The organism is Listeria booriae, from assembly GCF_000766865.1.
Classification (GTDB): domain Bacteria; phylum Bacillota; class Bacilli; order Lactobacillales; family Listeriaceae; genus Listeria_A; species Listeria_A booriae.
Window position 1 is genome coordinate 202215 of record NZ_JNFA01000019.1, and the last position, 19789, is coordinate 222003.

Annotated in this window: 18 protein-coding genes; 3 read left to right on the forward strand and 15 right to left on the reverse strand. The window is 42.9% G+C overall.

Features of this window, described 5'->3' with window-relative positions; genetic code table 11:
- Nucleotides 1-66: 66 nt before the first annotated feature.
- Both EP57_RS06935 and rpmG read right to left on the reverse strand, forming a co-directional pair.
- On the reverse strand, nt 67-621 hold the full coding sequence (locus tag EP57_RS06935; RefSeq protein ID WP_036085434.1) for a 5-formyltetrahydrofolate cyclo-ligase: 555 nt from the start codon (nt 619-621) through the stop codon (nt 67-69).
- 61 nt (nt 622-682) lie between these two features.
- A complete protein-coding gene (rpmG, locus tag EP57_RS06940) occupies nt 683-832 on the reverse strand; it encodes a 50S ribosomal protein L33 (RefSeq protein WP_003719608.1) in 150 nt (49 codons plus the stop codon).
- Nucleotides 833-1032: 200 nt separating this feature from the next.
- On the opposite strand from rpmG, the gene EP57_RS06945 reads away from it, so the two are divergent.
- The 3 genes from EP57_RS06945 (at nt 1033) to rsgA (ending at nt 3178) form a co-directional block, all read left to right on the forward strand.
- A complete protein-coding gene (locus EP57_RS06945) occupies nt 1033-1386 on the forward strand; it encodes a hypothetical protein (protein WP_036085435.1) in 354 nt (117 codons plus the stop codon).
- Between the two features lie 30 nt (nt 1387-1416).
- Nucleotides 1417-1896, forward strand: coding sequence for an MltG/YceG/YrrL family protein (locus EP57_RS06950; RefSeq protein WP_036085436.1), 480 nt, complete (start codon nt 1417-1419; stop codon nt 1894-1896).
- A 217-nt stretch (nt 1897-2113) separates the two neighbouring features.
- Nucleotides 2114-3178: a ribosome small subunit-dependent GTPase A gene (gene rsgA / locus EP57_RS06955; protein ID WP_415820904.1), complete on the forward strand. Its 1065-nt coding sequence runs from the start codon at nt 2114-2116 to the stop codon at nt 3176-3178.
- Nucleotides 3179-3271: 93 nt separating this feature from the next.
- Here the strand turns inward: rsgA and pnp are convergent, their stop codons facing one another.
- The 13 genes from pnp to EP57_RS07020 form a co-directional block, all read right to left on the reverse strand.
- The gene (gene pnp, locus EP57_RS06960; RefSeq protein WP_036085437.1) at nt 3272-5449 is read right to left on the reverse strand and encodes a polyribonucleotide nucleotidyltransferase; all 2178 of its coding nucleotides are present in this window, start codon (nt 5447-5449) and stop codon (nt 3272-3274) included.
- 250 nt (nt 5450-5699) lie between these two features.
- A complete protein-coding gene (gene rpsO, locus EP57_RS06965; RefSeq protein WP_036085439.1) occupies nt 5700-5969 on the reverse strand; it encodes a 30S ribosomal protein S15 in 270 nt (89 codons plus the stop codon).
- 143 nt (nt 5970-6112) lie between these two features.
- A complete protein-coding gene (locus tag EP57_RS06970; protein WP_036085440.1) occupies nt 6113-7039 on the reverse strand; it encodes a bifunctional riboflavin kinase/FAD synthetase in 927 nt (308 codons plus the stop codon).
- A gap of 119 nt (nt 7040-7158) precedes the next feature.
- The gene (truB, locus tag EP57_RS06975; RefSeq protein ID WP_036085442.1) at nt 7159-8085 is read right to left on the reverse strand and encodes a tRNA pseudouridine(55) synthase TruB; all 927 of its coding nucleotides are present in this window, start codon (nt 8083-8085) and stop codon (nt 7159-7161) included.
- Nucleotides 8086-8158: 73 nt separating this feature from the next.
- Nucleotides 8159-8503 (reverse strand): 30S ribosome-binding factor RbfA, encoded by a 345-nt coding sequence (gene rbfA, locus EP57_RS06980; RefSeq protein ID WP_036085445.1) that lies wholly within the window; start codon nt 8501-8503, stop codon nt 8159-8161.
- Between the two features lie 14 nt (nt 8504-8517).
- A complete protein-coding gene (locus EP57_RS06985; RefSeq protein ID WP_036085446.1) occupies nt 8518-8796 on the reverse strand; it encodes a DUF503 domain-containing protein in 279 nt (92 codons plus the stop codon).
- A complete protein-coding gene (gene infB, locus EP57_RS06990) occupies nt 8793-11099 on the reverse strand; it encodes a translation initiation factor IF-2 (protein ID WP_036085448.1) in 2307 nt (768 codons plus the stop codon). The genes EP57_RS06985 and infB overlap by 4 nt, the downstream gene beginning before the upstream one ends.
- A 22-nt stretch (nt 11100-11121) precedes the next feature.
- Nucleotides 11122-11424, reverse strand: a complete 303-nt coding sequence (locus tag EP57_RS06995) for a YlxQ family RNA-binding protein (protein WP_036085450.1) — start codon at nt 11422-11424, stop codon at nt 11122-11124.
- 1 nt (nt 11425) lies between these two features.
- A complete protein-coding gene (gene rnpM, locus EP57_RS07000) occupies nt 11426-11701 on the reverse strand; it encodes an RNase P modulator RnpM (protein ID WP_036085452.1) in 276 nt (91 codons plus the stop codon).
- An 18-nt stretch (nt 11702-11719) separates the two neighbouring features.
- Nucleotides 11720-12841, reverse strand: coding sequence for a transcription termination factor NusA (nusA, locus tag EP57_RS07005; protein ID WP_036085454.1), 1122 nt, complete (start codon nt 12839-12841; stop codon nt 11720-11722).
- A gap of 34 nt (nt 12842-12875) precedes the next feature.
- A complete protein-coding gene (gene rimP, locus EP57_RS07010; protein WP_036085456.1) occupies nt 12876-13343 on the reverse strand; it encodes a ribosome maturation factor RimP in 468 nt (155 codons plus the stop codon).
- 244 nt (nt 13344-13587) lie between these two features.
- Complete coding sequence (locus tag EP57_RS07015) at nt 13588-17922, reverse strand: PolC-type DNA polymerase III (protein WP_036085458.1); 4335 nt, start codon at nt 17920-17922, stop codon at nt 13588-13590.
- 149 nt (nt 17923-18071) lie between these two features.
- Nucleotides 18072-19784 carry a proline--tRNA ligase gene (locus tag EP57_RS07020; RefSeq protein ID WP_036085459.1) on the reverse strand — a complete coding sequence of 571 codons (1713 nt, stop codon included), beginning with the start codon at nt 19782-19784 and terminating at the stop codon, nt 18072-18074.
- Nucleotides 19785-19789 lie beyond the last annotated feature (5 nt).

Sequence of the window (19789 nt, forward strand, 5' to 3'; positions counted from 1 at the left end):
ATTTATAAGTAATACTATACGCAAAAAGGCCAGTCTTGTAAATCAATCTCTGCCATTTTTCTGCTATTATTTTTGATTCGCCTCAATTATGAGTTTTTGAACAGGTAAGTCGTGGTTTTCTGGCGTAAAATTAGTAGATATTTGATCGGTATAGCAAAGCGAAATCGTATTGCCTTCATAACCTGCTAAATAACGGTCATAGAAGCCACCGCCAAAGCCGATTCGATACCCGTCTGGACGGAAAACAACGCCAGGAACGATGAGCAAATCTATTTTTTCTTCGGAAATGATTGGCGCATCTTTTGTTGGTTCGTATAGGCCTAGCGCTTTTTGCATGAGTGGATCGTTTGCTTCGTAGTGACGAAATTGCATTGTCTTTGTTTTGTTATTTGTTTCGGGAATGGCTACTTTTTTACCTTCTAGCCAAGCACGCCGAATGATTTCTTTTGTTGCAACTTCCGGGAAACGGGCAATGGTGATGCCGATAATTGTCGCTTGATGCCATGCTTCTTCATTATAAAGCTGTTTGGCAAGACTTGCAGATCTGTTTTCATATGTAGTTTCGTCCATTTCGTTTAGACTTGCCAATGTTTCGTGGCGTAAAATTGCTTTTTCTTCCATTTTGAAAGCCCCCTTTACTCATAAAAAGCTAAAAAAAAGCAACAGGCGAAAATCCTGCTGCTTACTTAGTTTCGCGGTGCAAAGTCACACGGCGCAATCTTGGACAATATTTTTTTAATTCAATACGTTCCGGGTTTTCACGTTTGTTTTTAGTTGTAATGTAGTTGCGATCGCCGCACTCTGTACATTCTAAAGTAATATTAACACGCATTCTATTTCCCTCCAGACTCTTTCAAACGGATTATTTATCTATCAGACCTGTATTATAATATCATTTTTAAAGGCTTTGCGCAAGGATTCCTGAGCTTTTCTTTTTATTTTCTTTACAATCTGTCTTTTTGACTATGTTTTTGCTCCAAATTGTGCTATAAATAGAAGTAGAGTTTAGGGAAAAGAGGTGTTATTCACACAATGACGGTATTAATCATAATTCTCCTTGCCTGTTCTGTTGTCCTATTCTTGCTTTCATTCATGCAAAAAGGAAATAGCAAACAACTTGAAAGCGAGCTTGAAGAGATTGCATCACAATTAATGCAAGAGAACTTCGAATTAAAAAAACGCGTGTCTACTCTAGAAAATACAATGAAAATTGATGCTGATACTGTTACACCAGTCCGCACATCAAGTAAGAAACTGCGTGACTTGCGAAAGAAACAAATCATCAATTTGTATACTTCTGGCGTCACTATAGAAGAAATTATTGTCCAGTCCGAGCTTTCTGAAGAACAAGTAAATGAAATAATCGCTGAATACGTTGCTCATTAATAAGAGCTATTTAGGGGAGGAACTTACAAAATGAAACAATCACTTCGCATGTTGGCACTCGGTTTCTTAATCTCAGCCGTGCTCTTGCTTGTCTTTGATACTTTCTTTTCATCAAGCGCACAAGCAGAAAAGTCAGCGGAACCAGAAAAAACAACGACAACCAAAGCCGATGATTCTTCTTACAAAAAGAAGTATGAGGACCTACTAGCATCTCAAGAACTAGCTAAATCACAAGCTGCAGAAGCACAAAAAGCAGCCGCTGCTAAGAAAAAAGCAGAAGAAGAAAAAGCGAAACAAGTGAAGAAATTTACGCTTGTTATCAAAAAGGGCGACCCATCGTCTAAAGCAGGTAATGAATTGCAAGCTGCCGGAATCATTAAATCTGGTTCTGACTTTGACAAATTCTTGCGTGCAAATGGCTATGAGAAGTATGTTCGTGACGGTGCCTACAACGTGAACAGCACGATGACAGCCGATCAAATCGCGAAAATCATTACGCATAAGAATTAATAAGTAAAACAGGAAAGTGATTCGTCACTCTCCTGTTTTTTTTGTTGCCTTTTTCCCCTAGCAAAAACGTTCTTGTCGTGTTATAATGAAACGGAATTCCCATTATGAAAGGATGATGAATTATGGATATTGTAACTTTTCTAGATACGAATAGCAATCACATTTTGGGAGCGTTTGATCTGAATTAAGGCTCCCCTATTATAAAGGAGCGAAAACATTGAGTATTATTAATAATTATGGATTTACAGATTTTTTTGAGGCGCAAACATTGCAGGAAGGATTAGTTCCCGCGCGTGTTACAGCGGTTTTTAGAGATTTTTTTAAGGTGATATCCAAAGATGGCGAGCACTTGGCCAAATTGAAATATGTCGCGTTTATGGGCGCGATGAATACGGATTTGCCTGCGGTTGGTGATTTTGTGGCATTGGAGAGTTATCCGCAAGATACGTCGTTGATACATGGTGTGTTGGACCGGAAAACGGTGTTTAAGCGTAGCGATCCAGCTGGTGGTGAACAATTGGTGGCTGCGAACTTTGACTATGTGTTTATTGTTAGTTCGCTAAATCATGATTTTAGTATGAATCGGTTGGAACGGTATTTGACGATTGCTTGGGATAGTGGCGCGAAACCAGTAATTATTTTGACGAAAGCGGATTTAAGTGATGACGTGGCGCAAATCGTAACGGAAATTGAACTTGTTGCGTACGGTGTGCCAGTTTTTCCAGTGGATAATTTATCGAAACGCGGTTTTGAAGCAATCGAAGCGTTTTTGAAACCTGGTGAGACGGTTGTTCTGCTTGGGTCTTCTGGTGTCGGAAAATCATCGTTTATCAATGCTTTGTCTGGCGAGTCGCTCATGAAAACGAGTGGTATTCGTGAGGATGACTCTAAAGGTAAGCATACGACGACACATCGGGAGCTGCATTTATTGCATACTGGTTTGCTCGTTATTGATACGCCAGGAATGCGCGAACTTGGTATTGGTCAAGCGAGTGATGGACTTGGTGAGACGTTTCAAGATATTGAAGATTTAGCGACACGTTGTAAGTTCCGTAATTGTCAACATGGAACGGAGCCAGAATGCGCCGTACAAGCTGCTCTCGCAGACGGAACACTTCCGGAGGCTCATTATACGAATTGGGTGAAATTAAAGCGAGAACTAGCCTATTTCGAGCGTAAAAACGACCCTGTTTTGCAACGTGCCGAGAAGCAGAAATGGAAGGCCGTTCATAAGGCACTGGAAACGCAATATAAATCCAATTTAAAAGCACGAAAGAAATAGTAACGTTAGCCTGCTGTCCTTGTGATGGCAGGCTTTTTCGATGCAAAAAAACACCCGCCATACAGTATGCCTAGGCGAGCGTTTTGGATAAATTTATTTCTTATCTTTGTTGTATGGTTTCTTGTAGCCTTCTTTGCGTGGTGGACGGCTTGATTGTTCTGTGCTGCTGTCCCCTTCTTTTTTCTCGATTAACGCTTTGCGAGATACGTTTACGCGACCGTGGTCATCGATTTCTGTTACTTTTACTTTGACGATATCGCCCATTTTCAAGATGTCTTCTACTTTGCCAACGCGTTCATGCGCTAGTTCAGAAATGTGAATCAAGCCATCTTTTCCTTTGAACAATTCAACGAAAGCTCCGAATTTCTCGATGCGGCGTACTTTACCGTCGTAAATTTCGCCGACTTGTACTTCGCGCACGATTTCTTCAATCATGGCTTTTGCTTTTTCAATCATTGCATCGTCTTGGGACGCGATAAATACGGTACCATCTTGTTCGATGTCGATTTTAACGCTCGTTTCGTCGATGATTTGGTTGATTTGTTTACCGCCAGGCCCGATAACGTCTTTGATTTTGTCTGGTTTGATTGTCATGGTAACGATTTTCGGTGCGTATTCAGATAGTGTTTCACGTGGTGTATTGATCGTTGCTTCTAAATGTTCTAGAATGTGCAGACGGCCAGCTTTGGCTTGTGTCAACGCTTCTTCTAGGATTTGGCGGCTAAGGCCATCGATTTTAATATCCATTTGCAAGGCTGTGATACCGTCACGTGTTCCAGCAACTTTGAAATCCATGTCGCCGAAGTGATCTTCCATTCCTTGAATATCAGAAAGGATTGTGTAATCGTCGCCAAGTTTTACAAGACCCATTGCGATACCAGCTACTGGCGCTTTGATTGGTACACCAGCATCCATCATTGCAAGCGTCGAACCACAAATACTTGCTTGCGAGCTAGAACCGTTCGATTCCAAAACTTCGGATACAAGACGAATCGTGTACGGGAAGTCTTCTTCACTCGGAATAACTTGTTGCAAGGCGCGTTCGCCAAGTGCTCCGTGACCGATTTCACGACGACCTGGAGCGCGACGAGGACCTGTTTCCCCAACACTGAATTGCGGGAAGTTATAATGATGCATGAAGCGTTTTGAGTCTTCAAGACCTAAACCATCAATGATTTGGTGTTCGCGTAAAGGCGCTAATGTACACACGCTAAGCGCTTGTGTTTGCCCACGTGTAAATAGACCTGAACCATGGACGCGTGGCAAGATGCCAACTTCTGATGATAGCGGACGGATTTCATCCACTTTACGACCATCAGGACGGATTTTATCTTGAGAAATAAGGCGGCGCATTTCATCTTTTTCAAGAATTTCAAGGATATGCCCTACTTCTGGTAAAACGTCAGCCGCGTTTTCGAGTTCTTTCGCTTCGTACTCCGCAATGACCGTTTCTTTTAGTACTGTGATATTTTCTTCGCGCGCTAGTTTTTCTTCTGTTTGGATTGCTTTTTTCATGTCTGCTTCTGCGCGTTGTTTGATTTCTTCTACAAGGGCTGCGTCTGGAACGAATAATTCGACTTCCATCTTCTCTTTACCCACAGCAGCAACGATTTCTTCTTGGAAGGCGATTAAGCGTTTAATTTCTTCGTGACCGAACATAATTGCTTCAAGCATTGCTTCTTCAGGAACTTCTTTCGCGCCTGCTTCTACCATGTTGATTGCTTCTTTTGTTCCGGCAACAGTTAAGCTAATATCGCTTTGTTCTGCTTGCTCCACGCTTGGGTTGATAACGTATTCGCCGTTAATACGACCAACGTCAACGCCTGCGATTGGGCCTTCAAACGGAATGTCTGAGATAGAAAGTGCGATAGATGAGCCGAGCATTGCAGCCATTTCTGGGGAACAATCTTGCTCTACGCTAAGCACAGTCGATGTGATTTGTACGTCATTACGATATCCTTCTGCAAAAAGCGGACGGATGGGACGGTCGATGAGACGCGCTGTTAATGTTGCGCGGTCGCTTGGACGTCCTTCACGTTTTAAGAAGCCACCTGGTACTTTACCAACGGCATACATTTTTTCTTCGTAGTTAACGGTTAACGGGAAAAAGTCACCTGGTCTTGGTTTTCTTGAACCTACCGCAGCTGTTAAAACAACCGTGTCACCATAACGGATAAGTGCTGCGCCATTGGCTTGTTTCGCCATTTGACCGACTTCGATTACTAAATCTTTTCCTGCCCATGTGGACTTGAATACTTGTTTTTCTGACATATTTTAGTCTCCTTTTACATAGGAGGAGCGCGCCTTGCTAGAAACTTTACCATGCATAATAATTCTTCACGCACGCCTGAGGAACATGGATTTCTCAGACACACATGAATCCAAAAACCTACTACTATCCGTGTACTAGCACGTTTTTGGATTCATGCGATAAAGCCTCTTTCTTGCTAGGTTTTCGCGCTGCCTCTGTTTTCATTTTTTCAAAAAAAAACGGGACAAAAATATCCCGTTTTCCTTGTTTTTATCGACGTAAACCTAGACGTCCGATAAGTTCGCGGTAACGTGCAACATCTTTCTTACGTAGGTAAGTTAAAAGGTTACGACGGTGACCGACCATTTTCATCAAACCACGATAAGAGTGGTGGTCTTTCTTGTGAACGCGAACGTGTTCATTCAAACTGTTAATTTCTGCAGTAAGAACAGCGATTTGAACTTCTGGTGAACCAGTGTCCGTATCATGTACACGATATTCAGCGATAATTTCATTTTTACGCTCTTGTGTCAATGCCATTTCTTACACACCTCCTTCATTTCTAATCCCCGCGTACTGAGCAAAGCGTTGGTGACTCGCTAAATGCCAAGTAAGGGTTCTTTTTTCGTACAGAATTAAAGATACACTATTTTCTAGCAAAAAGCAAGCAATAGCCGCACTTTTTATGAGAAAAATGCTCTTGTATCTGCTTCGTCTTTCTTCAATTGTTCGATTAGTCCTTCTACGCCGTTGAATTTCAATTCGGGGCGGAAATAATGGAACCACTCGATTTCGATTTCTTCGCCATAAATTTCTTGGTGGAAGTCTAAAATATACACTTCGATAGACATCGCTTGGTCGTCTTTAAATGTGATATTATAGCCAATGCTCGCCATGCCAAGATGCGTTTCGTCGCCGACTTTGAATTTCACTGCGTACACGCCTAATTTTGGAATAAGGAATCCTTCGTCAACGGCAATATTAGCAGTCGGAAAACCAATTGTACGGCCGCGTTTATCCCCATGAATGACTGTCCCAGTGACAGTATACGGATAGCCTAGAAGTTGGTTTGCTTCGTCTAACTGACCTTCTTCAATGTATTTGCGAATGTTGGTTGAGCTTACTTTATCATGCAAATCTTCTAGTTTTTCAACAATCGTGACATCAAATTGGTTATCGGCGTACTTCGTCAGTTCGGTCATTTTGCCGGCACCTTGACGTCCGTAAGAGTAATCAAAGCCTGCTACGACATGTTTCGCATTTAAGCCGATAAGGTAATTCGCGACGAAATCTTCTGGGCTAAGATTAGAAAATGCCGTTGTGAAGCGCACAATGTATAAAATATCAACGCCTAGTTCTGCCATGCGCTTTTTCTTTTCTTCTAGCGGGGTTAAGTATTTGACTTGTTTGCGCTTTTGACTCAGGACGACAGATGGATGTGGATCAAAAGTTAGAACGGCAGTTTTGATGCCGCGTTTTTCAGCTTCTTTTTTAGCTGTGTTGATTACTTCTTGATGTCCGCGGTGCAATCCATCGAAAAAACCGAGTGCGATGACTTTCGGGTCGCGTTCTTTGGTTTCTGGTGGATGGTGTAAAAAATACGTTTCCATGAAATCCCCTTCTCTAAATGTTTTACGCAACTGCTTTACGGGTACTAAAAAAGTGCGCAATCAATATGGAGTTAATACGGAAGCTTGCCTGAAAAATCGGTAGGCTTCTTTTTGTTTGGTTAATTTAATTTGCCGGCTCGTAGTTCGATGACTTTCTCTGGTTTCCAAAAATCGCGACGTTCGGGATGTTGTACGTAGATTGCGGTCAGTTTATTGTTGTGCATGAGCGCGACACGCCCTTCACTGCGATCTTTAATAAACTGTTCTGGAAGTACGACGCCGTTTAGAACTTTTTCATACACGAGATCGGATATGTCTTGTTTTTTCATGTCAGAAAGACCATCTTCTAGCGGATATAGAAAACTTGCTTCGTCTTCTTTAGCGCGCAAAGCTTCGATTTCGGCTAGCGTGAAGCATTGGGCTTCTGTGAAAATACCGCTTTGTGTTCGTTTTAGTTCGGACATGTGGGCGGGGTAGCCGAGTTTTTCACCAATCATAACAGCTAATGTGCGGATGTAGGTGCCTTTACCGCAGTGAATGCGAATTCGGAAAGTGTTATTATCTGGACTTATTGGTGTGTAAGGCTTGAGCAGGTCTATTGCATAAATATTCACCGTGCGAATAGGACGTTCCACCTCTATACCAGCTCTTGCATATTCATACAACCGGCGTCCTTTTACTTTGACAGCGGAGTACATTGGCGGTGTTTGCTGAATCGTGCCGACAAAGGATTTGGCTGCTTTTTCTACATCGATTGGCAGGATGGTTTCGGTGATTGCTTTTTCAGCAACGACTTCTCCGCTAGCGTCTTCGGTAGTTGTTGCAGTTCCTAGTGTGACGGTTGCTTCGTATACTTTGCCTTCATCGGTTATATATTCGGCGAGTTTGGTTGCCCGTCCAATGCAAATTGGTAGTACGCCTTCGACATCTGGATCAAGTGTACCTGTGTGCCCAACTTTTTTTGTTTGTAAAATTTTGCGTAGTTTAAACACGCAGTCGTGACTGGTCATTCCTTTTTCTTTCCACAAAGGGATAATTCCGTCCATAGATTGCCCTCCTGTTCCTACACAAAGAAGGATAGACGGCCGATGATACTGGCACCTATCCTTCTATTGTTTATTATTCGTTATCATTTAAACCACGTAATAGGTCGTCGATATGGTTGCCGTAAGCGACAGAATTATCAATTTCAAAAAATAGTTCTGGTACTTTGCGCAAGCGAATGCGACTTCCAATTTCAGAGCGAATAAAACCATGTGCTTTGTCTAAGGCAGTCAGGGCATCTTTTTGCTCTTTTTCTTCGCCTAAAACAGACACGAATACGGTTGCTTGTTGTAAGTCTCCTGTTACGTCAACACCTGTGACAGTAATGAAGCCTACGCGCGGATCTCTAATTTTGCGGTTTAGGATGTCGCCAAGCTCTTTTTTTAGTTGCTCTGCTACACGATTAGCTCGAACATTCATGTTTTCACCTCATTTTACAGACTTTCCATTGTTGTTTGTCCGCGTTCCCATTCTGGAAATGCGTCTAAAAAAGCAAGCACGGTATCGGCTACTTTTTCAGCGTGAATGTGTGATTCCGAGACGACAGCAAAACCGATGAGGCTTCGCTGCCATTTGTCTTGAAATCCAATTTCGGCAATGGAGATATTAAATTTCTGGCCGGCGCGTGTTAAGACGCGCTTGATGATGGCCCGTTTTTCTTTCAGCGTTTGTGGTGTCTGCATTACCCATTCGGATTCGACGTAACGGATCATTTACGTTCGATTTCCTCCATGATGTACGCTTCAATCACATCGTCTTCTTTAATGTCGTTGAATTTCTCGATTGTAATACCACATTCAAAGCCTTTAGCTACTTCTTTTGCATCGTCTTTGAAACGTTTTAGTGTCGCAATTTCTCCTTCGAAAACAACGATGCCGTCGCGGATAATACGTACGCCACTATCACGTGTGATTTTACCATCTGTTACGTAACAACCAGCAATTGTACCGATTTTAGATACGTTGATTGTTTGACGAACTTGCGCTTGACCGATAATTTTTTCTTGGAATTCTGGGTCAAGCATCCCTTTCATCGCTGCTTCGATTTCGTCGATTGCTTTATAAATAACGCGGTGTAGACGGATATCTACGCCTTCGTTTTCAGCGCCTTCACGGGCTTGTGTTGTTGGGCGAACGTTGAAACCAATAACAATTGCATTAGATGCTGCGGCAAGTGTAATATCGGATTCGTTGATGGCACCAACTGATGTGTGAATGATTTTAACGTTTACGCCTTCGACTTCGATTTTGCGTAAGGAAGCAGCAAGTGCTTCGACAGAACCTTGTACGTCGGCTTTGATGATGACGTTAACTTCTTTCATTTCGCCAGCTTTCATGTGTTCGAATAAGTTTTCTAGGCTAACGCGGTTTGTTGCAGAACGTTGCTCTACAACAGCGCGGCTAGCACGCGATTCACCGACGCTACGCGCAGTTTTTTCATCTTCGAAAACAACGAAACGGTCTCCAGCTTGTGGTACGTCGCTAAGTCCAGTGATTTCAACTGGTGTACTTGGTCCTACTTTTTTCACGCGGCGGCCAAGGTCATTGACCATTGCACGAACGCGACCAAATGTATTTCCGACAACGATTGGATCGCCGACTTTTAGTGTACCGTCTTGTACTAATAGTGTCGCAACGGAACCGCGACCTTTGTCTAGCTCGGCTTCGATAACGCTACCGATAGCTAAACGGTCTGGATTGGCTCTTAATTCTTCTACTTCAGATACAAGCAAAATCATTTCTAACAAGTTATCTAGACCTTCGCCAAATTTAGCGGAAATTGGTACGAAAATTGTGTCGCCGCCCCATGCTTCTGGAACTAATTCATATTCTGTAAGTTCTTGCATTACGCGATCTGGGTTGGCTTGTGGTTTATCAATTTTGTTGACTGCTACGATAATTGGAACGTCGGCTGCTTTCGCATGGTTAATCGCTTCAATTGTTTGTGGCATAACGCCATCGTCTGCTGCTACAACAAGAATCGTAATATCCGTAATTCTTGCGCCACGTGCACGCATTGTCGTAAAGGCTGCATGACCTGGTGTATCAAGGAACGTGATTTTCTTATCGTGTACTTCTAATTGATAAGCACCGATATGCTGCGTGATTCCGCCTGCTTCACCTAGTGTTACTTTCGTGTTACGCAAGGAATCAAGCAATGTTGTTTTACCGTGATCGACGTGACCCATGATAGTAACAACGGCTGGACGCTCTACTTCTTTGCCTTTATCTTCTTCTGTTGCTTCTTCAAAATACACATCTAAATCGGTGATATCTACTTTGATTTCTTCTTCTACTTCGACACCATACTCACCACAAATTAATTCAATGGCATCTTTGTCCAACACTTGGTTAATAGTTGCGACTACGCCTAGCATGAATAATTTTTTGATGATTTCAGATGGTTCGCGGTATAATTTACGCGCTAGTTCGCCAACTGTAAGTGATTCGGAGAAAACGATTTTTTCCGGAAGCTCTTTTGGTTTTGGCGGAGTTGGTGGTACTGTACTGTGGTTACGTTTGCCTTTGTATTTCGTGTTGTTTTTGCGACCGCGGTTTTGGTTATTGTTGCGATTGCCGCCTTGGTTGTTACGGTTGCCACCGCCGGCATTGTTTCCACCTGGACGGTTTTGTGTGCCGCTATTGTTGTTTGGACGGTTAGCGCCGCCTTGTGTGTTGCCACCGCTTGGTTTGTTAGCACTTGCTGCTGGTTTGTTTCCGCCTTGGGACGGTTTACTATTATTATTTGGTTTCGATTGATTTGTTTTATCATTCATATTTGGTTTATTAGACCCCTTACTTTGACCTGCTTCGTTTGTTGCTTTAGGTTGGCTGCTTGGCGCGGCAGATTCTTTTTTCGGTCCAAGCAATGTTTTGTCAAGTTGTCGTAATGCGTTTTCGTTAATGGTAGACATGTGGTTAGCGACTTCAACGCCTAACTCTTGTAGTGTTTCAATGACTTTTTTACTAGGTAATTGGTGTTCCTTTGCGTATTCATATACACGAACTTTACTCATGTGACACACCTCCGTTAAGATTTCACCCGAGCAGATCCGCTAATTTTGTCGCAAATCCTTTATCCATTACTGCTATAATGGCCCTTGCATCTTTACCGATTGCACCGCCAAGTTGTTCACGGGTGCCGGCTTTCACAAGCGGGACATCGTAATACTGACATTTGTTACGGATTGTTTTCTCGGTTTTTTCTGAGATATCTTCTGAAATGATGACTAACCTTGCCTTTTGACGTCTCACTTCTTTTAAAACTAATTCTTCGCCAGTTACGAGCTTACGGGCGCGAAAAGCAATTCCAAGTAAGGAATAGACTTTAGTAAGATCCATGTTATGCTCCTTCGACTGTTTTTACGTATTCAATTAGCTGATCGTAAAAACCTTCTTGTTCTGGCATTTTTAGTTGTCCAAAAATACTGTTCTTCTTCTTGGCTTTCTGGGCAACGGCACTGTCGATTAGAATATAAAAACCGCGTCCTGGCGCTTTTCCGCTAGGGTCAATCGTAAGTACACCGTCTTTGGAGTAGGCAATACGTAAAAGTTCGCCTTTTGGTTTGCGTTCACCTGTTACAATACATTTTCTTAAGGGAATTTTCTTGTTACGCATCGTGAAAAGTTCACTCCTTTATTCTTCGTCTTGCTCCGCTTCATCTGCCATATCAATGTCTACGCGTTCGATGACTGGGCCATCTGGGCGCGGATAGATACCAGCTTCTGTGGCAACTGTTTCACTCTTAATATCGATTTTCCAACCTGTTAGTTTCGCAGCAAGACGGGCGTTTTGACCACGTTTACCGATAGCTAAGGATAGTTGGTAGTCAGGTACGATAACGGTTGTCGCTTGTTCTTCTTCGTTTACAATGACATCTAGCACTTTGGAAGGGCTAAGCGCATTGGCTACGAATGTGAACGGATCTGCAGACCATTCGACGATATCGATTTTTTCGCCTTTAAGTTCGTTGACGATTGCTTGCACACGTGCGCCTTTAGGTCCAACACATGAACCAACTGGATCGATTTCTGGATTTTCTGTGTAAACCGAGATTTTTGAACGGTCGCCAGCTTCACGAGCTACAGATTTAATCTCCACGAGACCTTCATAAATTTCAGGAACTTCCATTTCAAAAAGACGTTTTAAAAGACCAGGATGTGTACGAGATACGTAAATTTGCGGACCTTTTGTTGTTTTTTCGACTTTTGTTAAGTAGACTTTGATACGGTCATGTGCGCGATACGTTTCGTTTGGCATTTGCTCGTTTTGTGAGAGAATCGCTTCGATTTTACCAAGGTTGACGTAGATGAAACGCGAGTCTTGGCGCTCAACGATACCAGTCATGATATCATCTTCGCGATCGATAAATTCATCATAAATGATGCCACGTTCTGCTTCACGTACGCGTTGTGTTACGACTTGTTTTGCCGTTTGAGCCGCAATTCGACCGAAATCTTTCGGTGTTACTTCTAGTTCCACGACATCGCCAACTTTAAACGCCGGGTTGATTTTGTGGGCTTCTTCTACTGAAATTTCAAGTCTTGAGTCAAATACTTGATCAACAACATCTTTACGTGCCAGTACGTGCATCGAACCGTTATCTAAGTTCAAATCTACGCGTACGTTTTGCGCTTGGTTGAAGTTACGTTTATAAGCAGACACAAGTGCCGCCTCAATTGCCTCGATAATAACATCGCGGGAAATTCCTTTATCATGTTCTAAAACATGGAGAGCATCCAATAATTCTGTGCTCATTCTTTCTCAGCTCCTTTAATCTTTACTGCTTCCTTTAAAATTTAATCGCTAGTCTTGCTTTGGCTACGCTTTTTCTCGGGATTTCGCAAACGATTTTACGCGTTTTATCGAGAATCTCAATCGTCAATGTTTCGCCGTCGTAGTTCGTGAGTGTACCTTCCCACATTTTGCGGTCGGCAATTGGTTCGTAACTTGTCACGTGGACCCACTTGCCTACTGCTTCTTCAAAATCTTTTTCTTTTTTCAGTGGTCGTTCAGCGCCTGGTGATGATACTTCTAAAAAGTAATTCTGCGTAATTGGGTCATTTTTGTCTAAGATTTCGCTTAATCGTTCGCTAACCAAGGCGCATTCATCAATGTCAATGCCACCTTCTTTATCTAAGAATACCCGTAAATACCAGTGCTTTCCTTCTTTTTCAAACGCTAAATCGACCAGTTCTAGTTGAAGCTCGCTTGCGATTGGCAAAACGATTTCTTCTACTTGTTCAAGAACTTTACTCATTTTAGCCTCCTTATATTCTCGTGAATTATAAGCGTTGTCTAACGTAGCTGATGGTGTGACTGTACTATCAAACGCAGCGTAAATTCATGTTTTACGATAAGTTAACCCTGCAAAGTTGCAAAAGGAAAGAGTGGGCATTAGCCCACTCTTGGTTGAGTTATCGTCATTTCGTTATTAACTATAACACAAAGTCCCGCTTACTGCAACCGTTACACCTTGCTTGAGCCTTTGTGTGAAGCCAATTTTAAAATAAGGATAGTTGGTTTTGATCTGGTAAGCCGTCTAAACAGCCTTGGTCATCCATGTATTGGATAATCGTTTTGGACACTTTTCCGCGTTGTTGTAGGTCTTCTTTAGACAGGAATTCGCCGTCTTCACGCGCTTCTACGATAGCTTTGGCAACGTTGGTACCAAGACTTGGAATCGCGTTGAAAGGCGGGATTAACTGGTCGCCGTCGATGATGAATTCATCTGCGCTTGATTTGTATAGGTCTACTTTTTGGAAAGAGAAGCCGCGTGCTAGCATTTCATTGGCAATTTCTAGAACAGTTAGCAAATTCTTCTCTTTTGTCGAAGCTTCTAGACCTTTGGCGTTGATTTCTTGCATTTTGGCTTTGGTTGCTTCTTTTCCGTTGACCATCGCGGTTAAGTCAAAGTCATCGGCACGGACGGTGAAATAGGTCGCGTAGAAGAACAATGGATGATGGACCTTGAAATAAGCGATACGCACAGCCATTAGTACGTAGGCCGCGGCATGGGCTTTCGGGAACATGTACTTGATTTTTTTACAAGAATCAATATACCAATTCGGTACTTTGTTTTCGATCATTGCTGCTTCCATGTCTTCTGTGAGGCCTTTCCCTTTACGAACGGACTCCATGATTTGGAAGGCAAGCGAACTGTCTAACCCTTGATAAATAAGGAATACCATGATGTCATCACGACAACCGATTACTTCGGCCAGCGAACAGATGTCATTTTTGATAAGTTCTTCGGCGTTTCCTAACCAGACGTCGGTTCCGTGTGATAGTCCGGAAATTTGGACAAGCTCGGAAAACGTGGTCGGTTTGGTTTGTTCTAACATTTGACGAACGAAGCGGGTTCCGAACTCTGGAATGCCAAGCGTACCTGTTTTGGAATCAATATCTGCTGGTTTTACGCCTAGTGATTCTGTGGAGCCAAATAGTTTCATCACTTCTTTGTCGTCTGTTGGGATTGTTTTTGGATCGATACCGCTTAGGTCTTGAAGCATCCGAATTGCGGTCGGATCATCGTGTCCGAGTATATCGAGTTTCAGCACGTTATCGTGAATCGAGTGGAAGTCAAAATGGGTTGTTTTCCATTCAGAATCTGTGGCATCCGCTGGGAATTGGATTGGCGAGAAATCATATACATCCATGTAGTCCGGGATAACAATAATCCCCCCTGGATGCTGTCCTGTCGTCCGTTTAACTCCGGTACACCCTTGCACTAAACGGTCAATTTCAGCGCCACGAATCGTCATATTCATATCGCGCTCGTAATTTCGCACGTAACCAAACGCCGTCTTCTCGGCAACCGTACCAATTGTTCCAGCACGATAAACATATTCTTCACCAAAAAGTTCTTTCGTATATGCATGGGCCACTGGCTGGTATTCCCCAGAGAAGTTCAAATCAATATCGGGAACCTTATCCCCTTTAAAGCCTAGGAACGTTTCAAACGGAATATCTTGCCCTTCTTTCGTTAGCGCCGTGCCACAATTCGGACAATCTTTATCTGGCAAATCAAATCCAGAGCCGACCGAACCATCATCGAAAAACTCGGAATGTTTACAGCTAGAGCAAATATAATGTGGCGGCAATGGGTTTACCTCGGTGATTTCCGTCATCGTCGCAACGAGCGAAGAACCAACCGATCCACGCGAACCTACGAGATAGCCTTCATTTAGCGATTTCTTAACAAGTTTATGCGAGATCAAGTAAATAACGGCAAAACCGTGACCGATGATGCTTTTCAGTTCTTTTTCCAGTCTTGCTTCGACGATTTCTGGCAATTCGTCTCCGTAAATACTGCGCGCCATCGTGTAGCTCATATTACGAACTTCGTCTTCTGCGCCTTCGATTTTTGGCGTATATAGGTCGTCTTTAATTGGTTTTAAGTCATCCATCCAATCAGCAACTAGGTTGGAGTTCGTCACCACGATTTCTCGCGCTTTCTCTTCTCCTAAAAAGGCAAATTCGGCGAGCATTTCGTCTGTAGAACGGAAATGAACGTCTGGCAAAGAGGCACGGTTTAGCGGATTAGCACCACCTTGGGAGTGAATGAGAATTTTGCGGTAAATTTTATCGTTGGGATTTAAATAATGTACGTTTCCTGTTGCAACAACTGGTTTTCCTGTTTTTTCGCCGACTTTAACAAGGTTGCGAATGATTTCTTCAAGCGCTGTCTCATCACGAACGAGCTCCCGTTCAATGAGTGGCTGGTACACAGGTTTTGGTTGTACTTCGATAAAATCGTAAAAATCGGCAATTCGTTCTGCTTCGGCCATCCCTTTTTGCATCATTGCTTCGAAAATTTCGCCTTGATTGCAGGCAGAGCCGATGATTAGCCCTTCGCGTAGTTTTTTGAGTTGCGATCTTGGGATGCGGGGTACGCGGAAGAAATAATTGATTTGTGATAATGACACGAGTTTGAAAAGATTCTTCAGGCCAACATCGGTTTGTGCATAAATCGTTGCGTGGAATGGACGGGCACGTTTATACGCGTCGCCTTCGCCCATGTAGTTATTAAATTGGTCATGGAAGTCAATGTCACGCATTTCTTTCGCGTCTTTAATGAGCTTCCAACCAAGATATGCCGTTGCTTCTGCATCAAAAATCGCCCGGTGATGCTGTTCTAACACGATATTGAATTTCTTCGTTAACGTGTTTAGGCGGTGATTTTTAAAATGTGGGTATAGAAAACGGGCAAGTTCTAGCGTATCAATAACGGAATTCTCGGCTTTGGTAATGCCGACTTTTTCGTAGGCGGTGTTGATGAAGCCCATATCGAATGAAGCGTTGTGGGCTACTAAAATGGCGTCGCCTGACCAATCTTTGAAATTTTGCAACACGACTTCGATTGGGTCGGAACCTTTAACCATGTCATCAGTGATACCCGTCAAGTTGATTGTCGTTGCAGAAAGCGGGTGCCCTGGGTCGACGAAAGCCTCGAATTTATCGATGATCTCGCCGTCTTTCATTTTAACGCCGGCAAGCTCGATGATCGTGTCGTAAACTGCAGAAAGACCGGTTGTCTCGACGTCAAAAACAACATAGGTGGCGTCTTTTAGCGCGGTGTGTGTTTCGTTATATGCGATTGGAACGCCGTCATCGATAAGGTTGGCTTCGATGCCGTATAGAATTTTAACACCGTGTTTCTTTCCAGCACCATATGCTTCTGGGAACGACTGGGCAACGGCATGATCGGTAATCGCGATGGCTTTATGCCCCCATTCACCTGCTTGTTGTACTAAATCATTCACGGATGACGTCGCATCCATTTGACTCATCGGTGTGTGTAAATGTAGCTCGACGCGTTTTTCATCTGCTGTATCTAAACGCTTCACGCCAGCAATTTCATTCACATCTTGAGCCATCATAATCAGGTCACGAACGAAAGTATCCATTTGGACGCTACCACGAACACGGACCCACATACCTTTCTTCATATTTTTGAACATCGCGGCGTCTTCATTGTCACGCGAGAACATTTTTATAATAATCGAGCTTGTATAGTCGGTGATTTTGAATTGTAACAGGCTTCGGCCACTGCGTAGTTCGCGAATTTCGGTCGCAAAAACATAGCCTTCCACCGTGATGCGGCGTTCTTCGTCGTAAATATCGCCCAATTTTTTCCGTTCTTCGTCGTCTTTGATTTTGTAGCCGATTTGGAACGGTCCAGATGGGGCTGCTCCTCCGCCATCGCCACTTGCTTGTTGTTCTGCACGTTTTTGCATGACTTGCACGGCTTCTAACGCTTTAGCTTGATCTTCTTTTTCTTTTGCTTCTACAAATGCTTTATACTTATCCGTTTCCGACTGATCGAGCAAACTTGTTCGCAACACCATATTTGGAAAACCTTTTTCGCGTAGGCTTTCGGCAATTGCTTGTTGAAAGCGCTGAGCAATCGTCGTCTGCTCCATCTCGTTATGTACACGAATTTCCATAAAATTAGGCGCACTAAACACCGGCGTCTGCTCTAAAAGTAACTGGCCAATCATCGGAGACTGCTTGGCAAACGGCGTAATCGTGTCATTCCAGTAGTCTGTCACGAGCCGCTCTGTCACCGTTTCATCGCGCACATGAATCCGCATCGTCGTCTGCGCAATTTGAGCAAACGCTTGGTTCATCCCCACCCGCATCATTTGAAACAGTTCAAACGGCAAAATTTGCGCAACATCTAAGTGAAATTCCCAGACTTTATTCGTTTTATCTACAACCAATTTCTCGATTTTCCCATCTTTCGTGAAATCTTGAAATACGGCATCATTTCCTAATCCAATTTGCTGCAACAAAATTTGGAATCGTTCTTGTTTTTCGGCATCTGTAATCGACAAATTTAACAACTCCTCGTGTTTGGCTTAACAAAAAAACGTCTTTACACTTCGAAAATACAACACCAGACTGTATTTTACTCGTAAGGACGACTTCTTTTTAAATAATTGCCCAGCTTTGGATAAACTGCCAAAACTGGGCAGATTTTATATTACGCGTTTTCGCCAAGAAGAATCGGCAATGTGTTCATCAATTCTTCTTTACGAACTTCGATCATTTCGCCTGTTTTGCGAATTTTAACTTCGACAATGCCCTCAGCGGCTTTCTTACCAACTGTAACACGCATTGGTAAACCGATTAGGTCTGCATCAGCAAATTTCACGCCAGCGCGCTCTGTACGGTCATCAAGTAGAACCGAATAACCCATTTCTTGCAAGGATGCGTACAGTTCTTCCGCAAATGCTACTTGTTCTTCGCTCTTCATATTGACAGGAATTAAGTGCAAGTCAAGTGGGCTAATATTGCGATCCCATACAAGACCAGATTCATCTGCTTGTTGTTCTGCAATCGCTGAAAGTAAGCGAGAGACACCAATTCCGTAACAGCCCATAATAAATGGATTACTGCGTCCGTTCTCATCCAAGAAAGTCGCGTTCATCGCTTCACTGTATTTCGTGCCCAGTTTGAAAATATGGCCAACTTCAATGCCTTCTGCGAATTTAATAACGCCATGTCCATCCGGAGACAAATCGCCTTCTTGAATTAAGCGCAAGTCGAAATACGTATGCACATTGAAATCTTGTTTTGGCTGTGTGTTAATGATATGGAAATCTTCCTCGTTCGCACCAACTACCGCATTCACAATATCTTGTACCGCATTATCCGCAAAAATACGAACATGTTCTGGTACGCCAATTGGGCCAAGAGAACCGAAGCCAGAACCAAGTAATTCGATCGCTTGCTCGTTTGTCGCTGGTTCCACCGTTGTTGCTGATAACGCGTTTTTGATTTTAATATCGTTCACTTCATGATCACCACGGACAAGTACCATGATGATTTCTTCTTCATCCAACACGAATAACATCGATTTCACTGTTTTTTCAATCGGAACTTCTAAGAATTCAACAATGTCGGCAATCGTGCGTTGACCTGGCGTCGCTACTTTTTCAAGCGTACCGGTTTCTTCGTGAGATTTCTTCTCCATGTACATTACTGGCGCCATTTCGACGTTCGCAGCGTAATCGGAAGAATCACTATACGCGATTGTATCTTCGCCAATATCAGATAACACGATAAATTCTTTCGTTTCATTCCCACCGATAGAACCAGAATCCGCAATAACTGCGCGGAAATCAAGACCACAACGTGTAAAAATATTAGAATATGCTTGGTACATCTTGTCATACGTTGCATCCAAACTTTCTTCTGTCGCGTGGAAAGAATACGCATCTTTCATAATGAACTCACGGCCACGTAATAAACCAAAACGAGGACGCTTTTCATCACGGAATTTCGTTTGAATTTGGTAAAGCGTTAATGGTAAACGTTTATATGACTTAATCTCATCTTGTAAAAGCGATGTGATTACTTCTTCATGTGTTGGTCCAAGCGCAAAATCACGCGAATTGCGGTCTTTCAAACGCATTAACTCCGAACCATAATCTTCCCAACGACCTGACTCTTGCCAAAGTTCGGCTGGTTGCAATGCTGGCATTAATAGTTCTACCGCATCAATCCGATTTAATTCTTCGCGAATAATGGTTTCGATTTTTTGTAATGTTAATTTTGCGAGTGGTAAATAGCTATAAATTCCACTTGCCGTTTGTCTAATAAAGCCTGCGCGCAATAATAATTGGTGACTTTTCACTTCTGCATCAGCAGGTACTTCTTTTAATGTTGGTATAAAACTTAATGTTTGACGCATATACT

Bases quoted from the DNA above. Each gene is read 5' to 3' on its own strand.
- EP57_RS06950 (WP_036085436.1), top strand. From the start codon at position 1,417: ATGAAACAATCACTTCGCATGTTGGCACTCGGTTTCTTAATCTCAGCC.
- rpmG (WP_003719608.1), bottom strand. From the start codon at position 832: ATGCGTGTTAATATTACTTTAGAATGTACAGAGTGCGGCGATCGCAAC.
- rnpM (WP_036085452.1), bottom strand. From the start codon at position 11,701: ATGCGTAACAAGAAAATTCCCTTAAGAAAATGTATTGTAACAGGTGAA.
- pnp (WP_036085437.1), bottom strand. From the start codon at position 5,449: ATGTCAGAAAAACAAGTATTCAAGTCCACATGGGCAGGAAAAGATTTA.
- rbfA (WP_036085445.1), bottom strand. From the start codon at position 8,503: ATGAATGTTCGAGCTAATCGTGTAGCAGAGCAACTAAAAAAAGAGCTT.
- EP57_RS06995 (WP_036085450.1), bottom strand. From the start codon at position 11,424: ATGGATCTTACTAAAGTCTATTCCTTACTTGGAATTGCTTTTCGCGCC.
- nusA (WP_036085454.1), bottom strand. From the start codon at position 12,841: ATGAGCACAGAATTATTGGATGCTCTCCATGTTTTAGAACATGATAAA.
- EP57_RS06935 (WP_036085434.1), bottom strand. From the start codon at position 621: ATGGAAGAAAAAGCAATTTTACGCCACGAAACATTGGCAAGTCTAAAC.
- truB (WP_036085442.1), bottom strand. From the start codon at position 8,085: ATGGACGGAATTATCCCTTTGTGGAAAGAAAAAGGAATGACCAGTCAC.
- EP57_RS06945 (WP_036085435.1), top strand. From the start codon at position 1,033: ATGACGGTATTAATCATAATTCTCCTTGCCTGTTCTGTTGTCCTATTC.
- EP57_RS06970 (WP_036085440.1), bottom strand. From the start codon at position 7,039: ATGGAAACGTATTTTTTACACCATCCACCAGAAACCAAAGAACGCGAC.
- EP57_RS07020 (WP_036085459.1), bottom strand. From the start codon at position 19,784: ATGCGTCAAACATTAAGTTTTATACCAACATTAAAAGAAGTACCTGCT.
- EP57_RS06985 (WP_036085446.1), bottom strand. From the start codon at position 8,796: ATGATCCGTTACGTCGAATCCGAATGGGTAATGCAGACACCACAAACG.
- rimP (WP_036085456.1), bottom strand. From the start codon at position 13,343: ATGAGTAAAGTTCTTGAACAAGTAGAAGAAATCGTTTTGCCAATCGCA.
- rpsO (WP_036085439.1), bottom strand. From the start codon at position 5,969: ATGGCATTGACACAAGAGCGTAAAAATGAAATTATCGCTGAATATCGT.
- infB (WP_036085448.1), bottom strand. From the start codon at position 11,099: ATGAGTAAAGTTCGTGTATATGAATACGCAAAGGAACACCAATTACCT.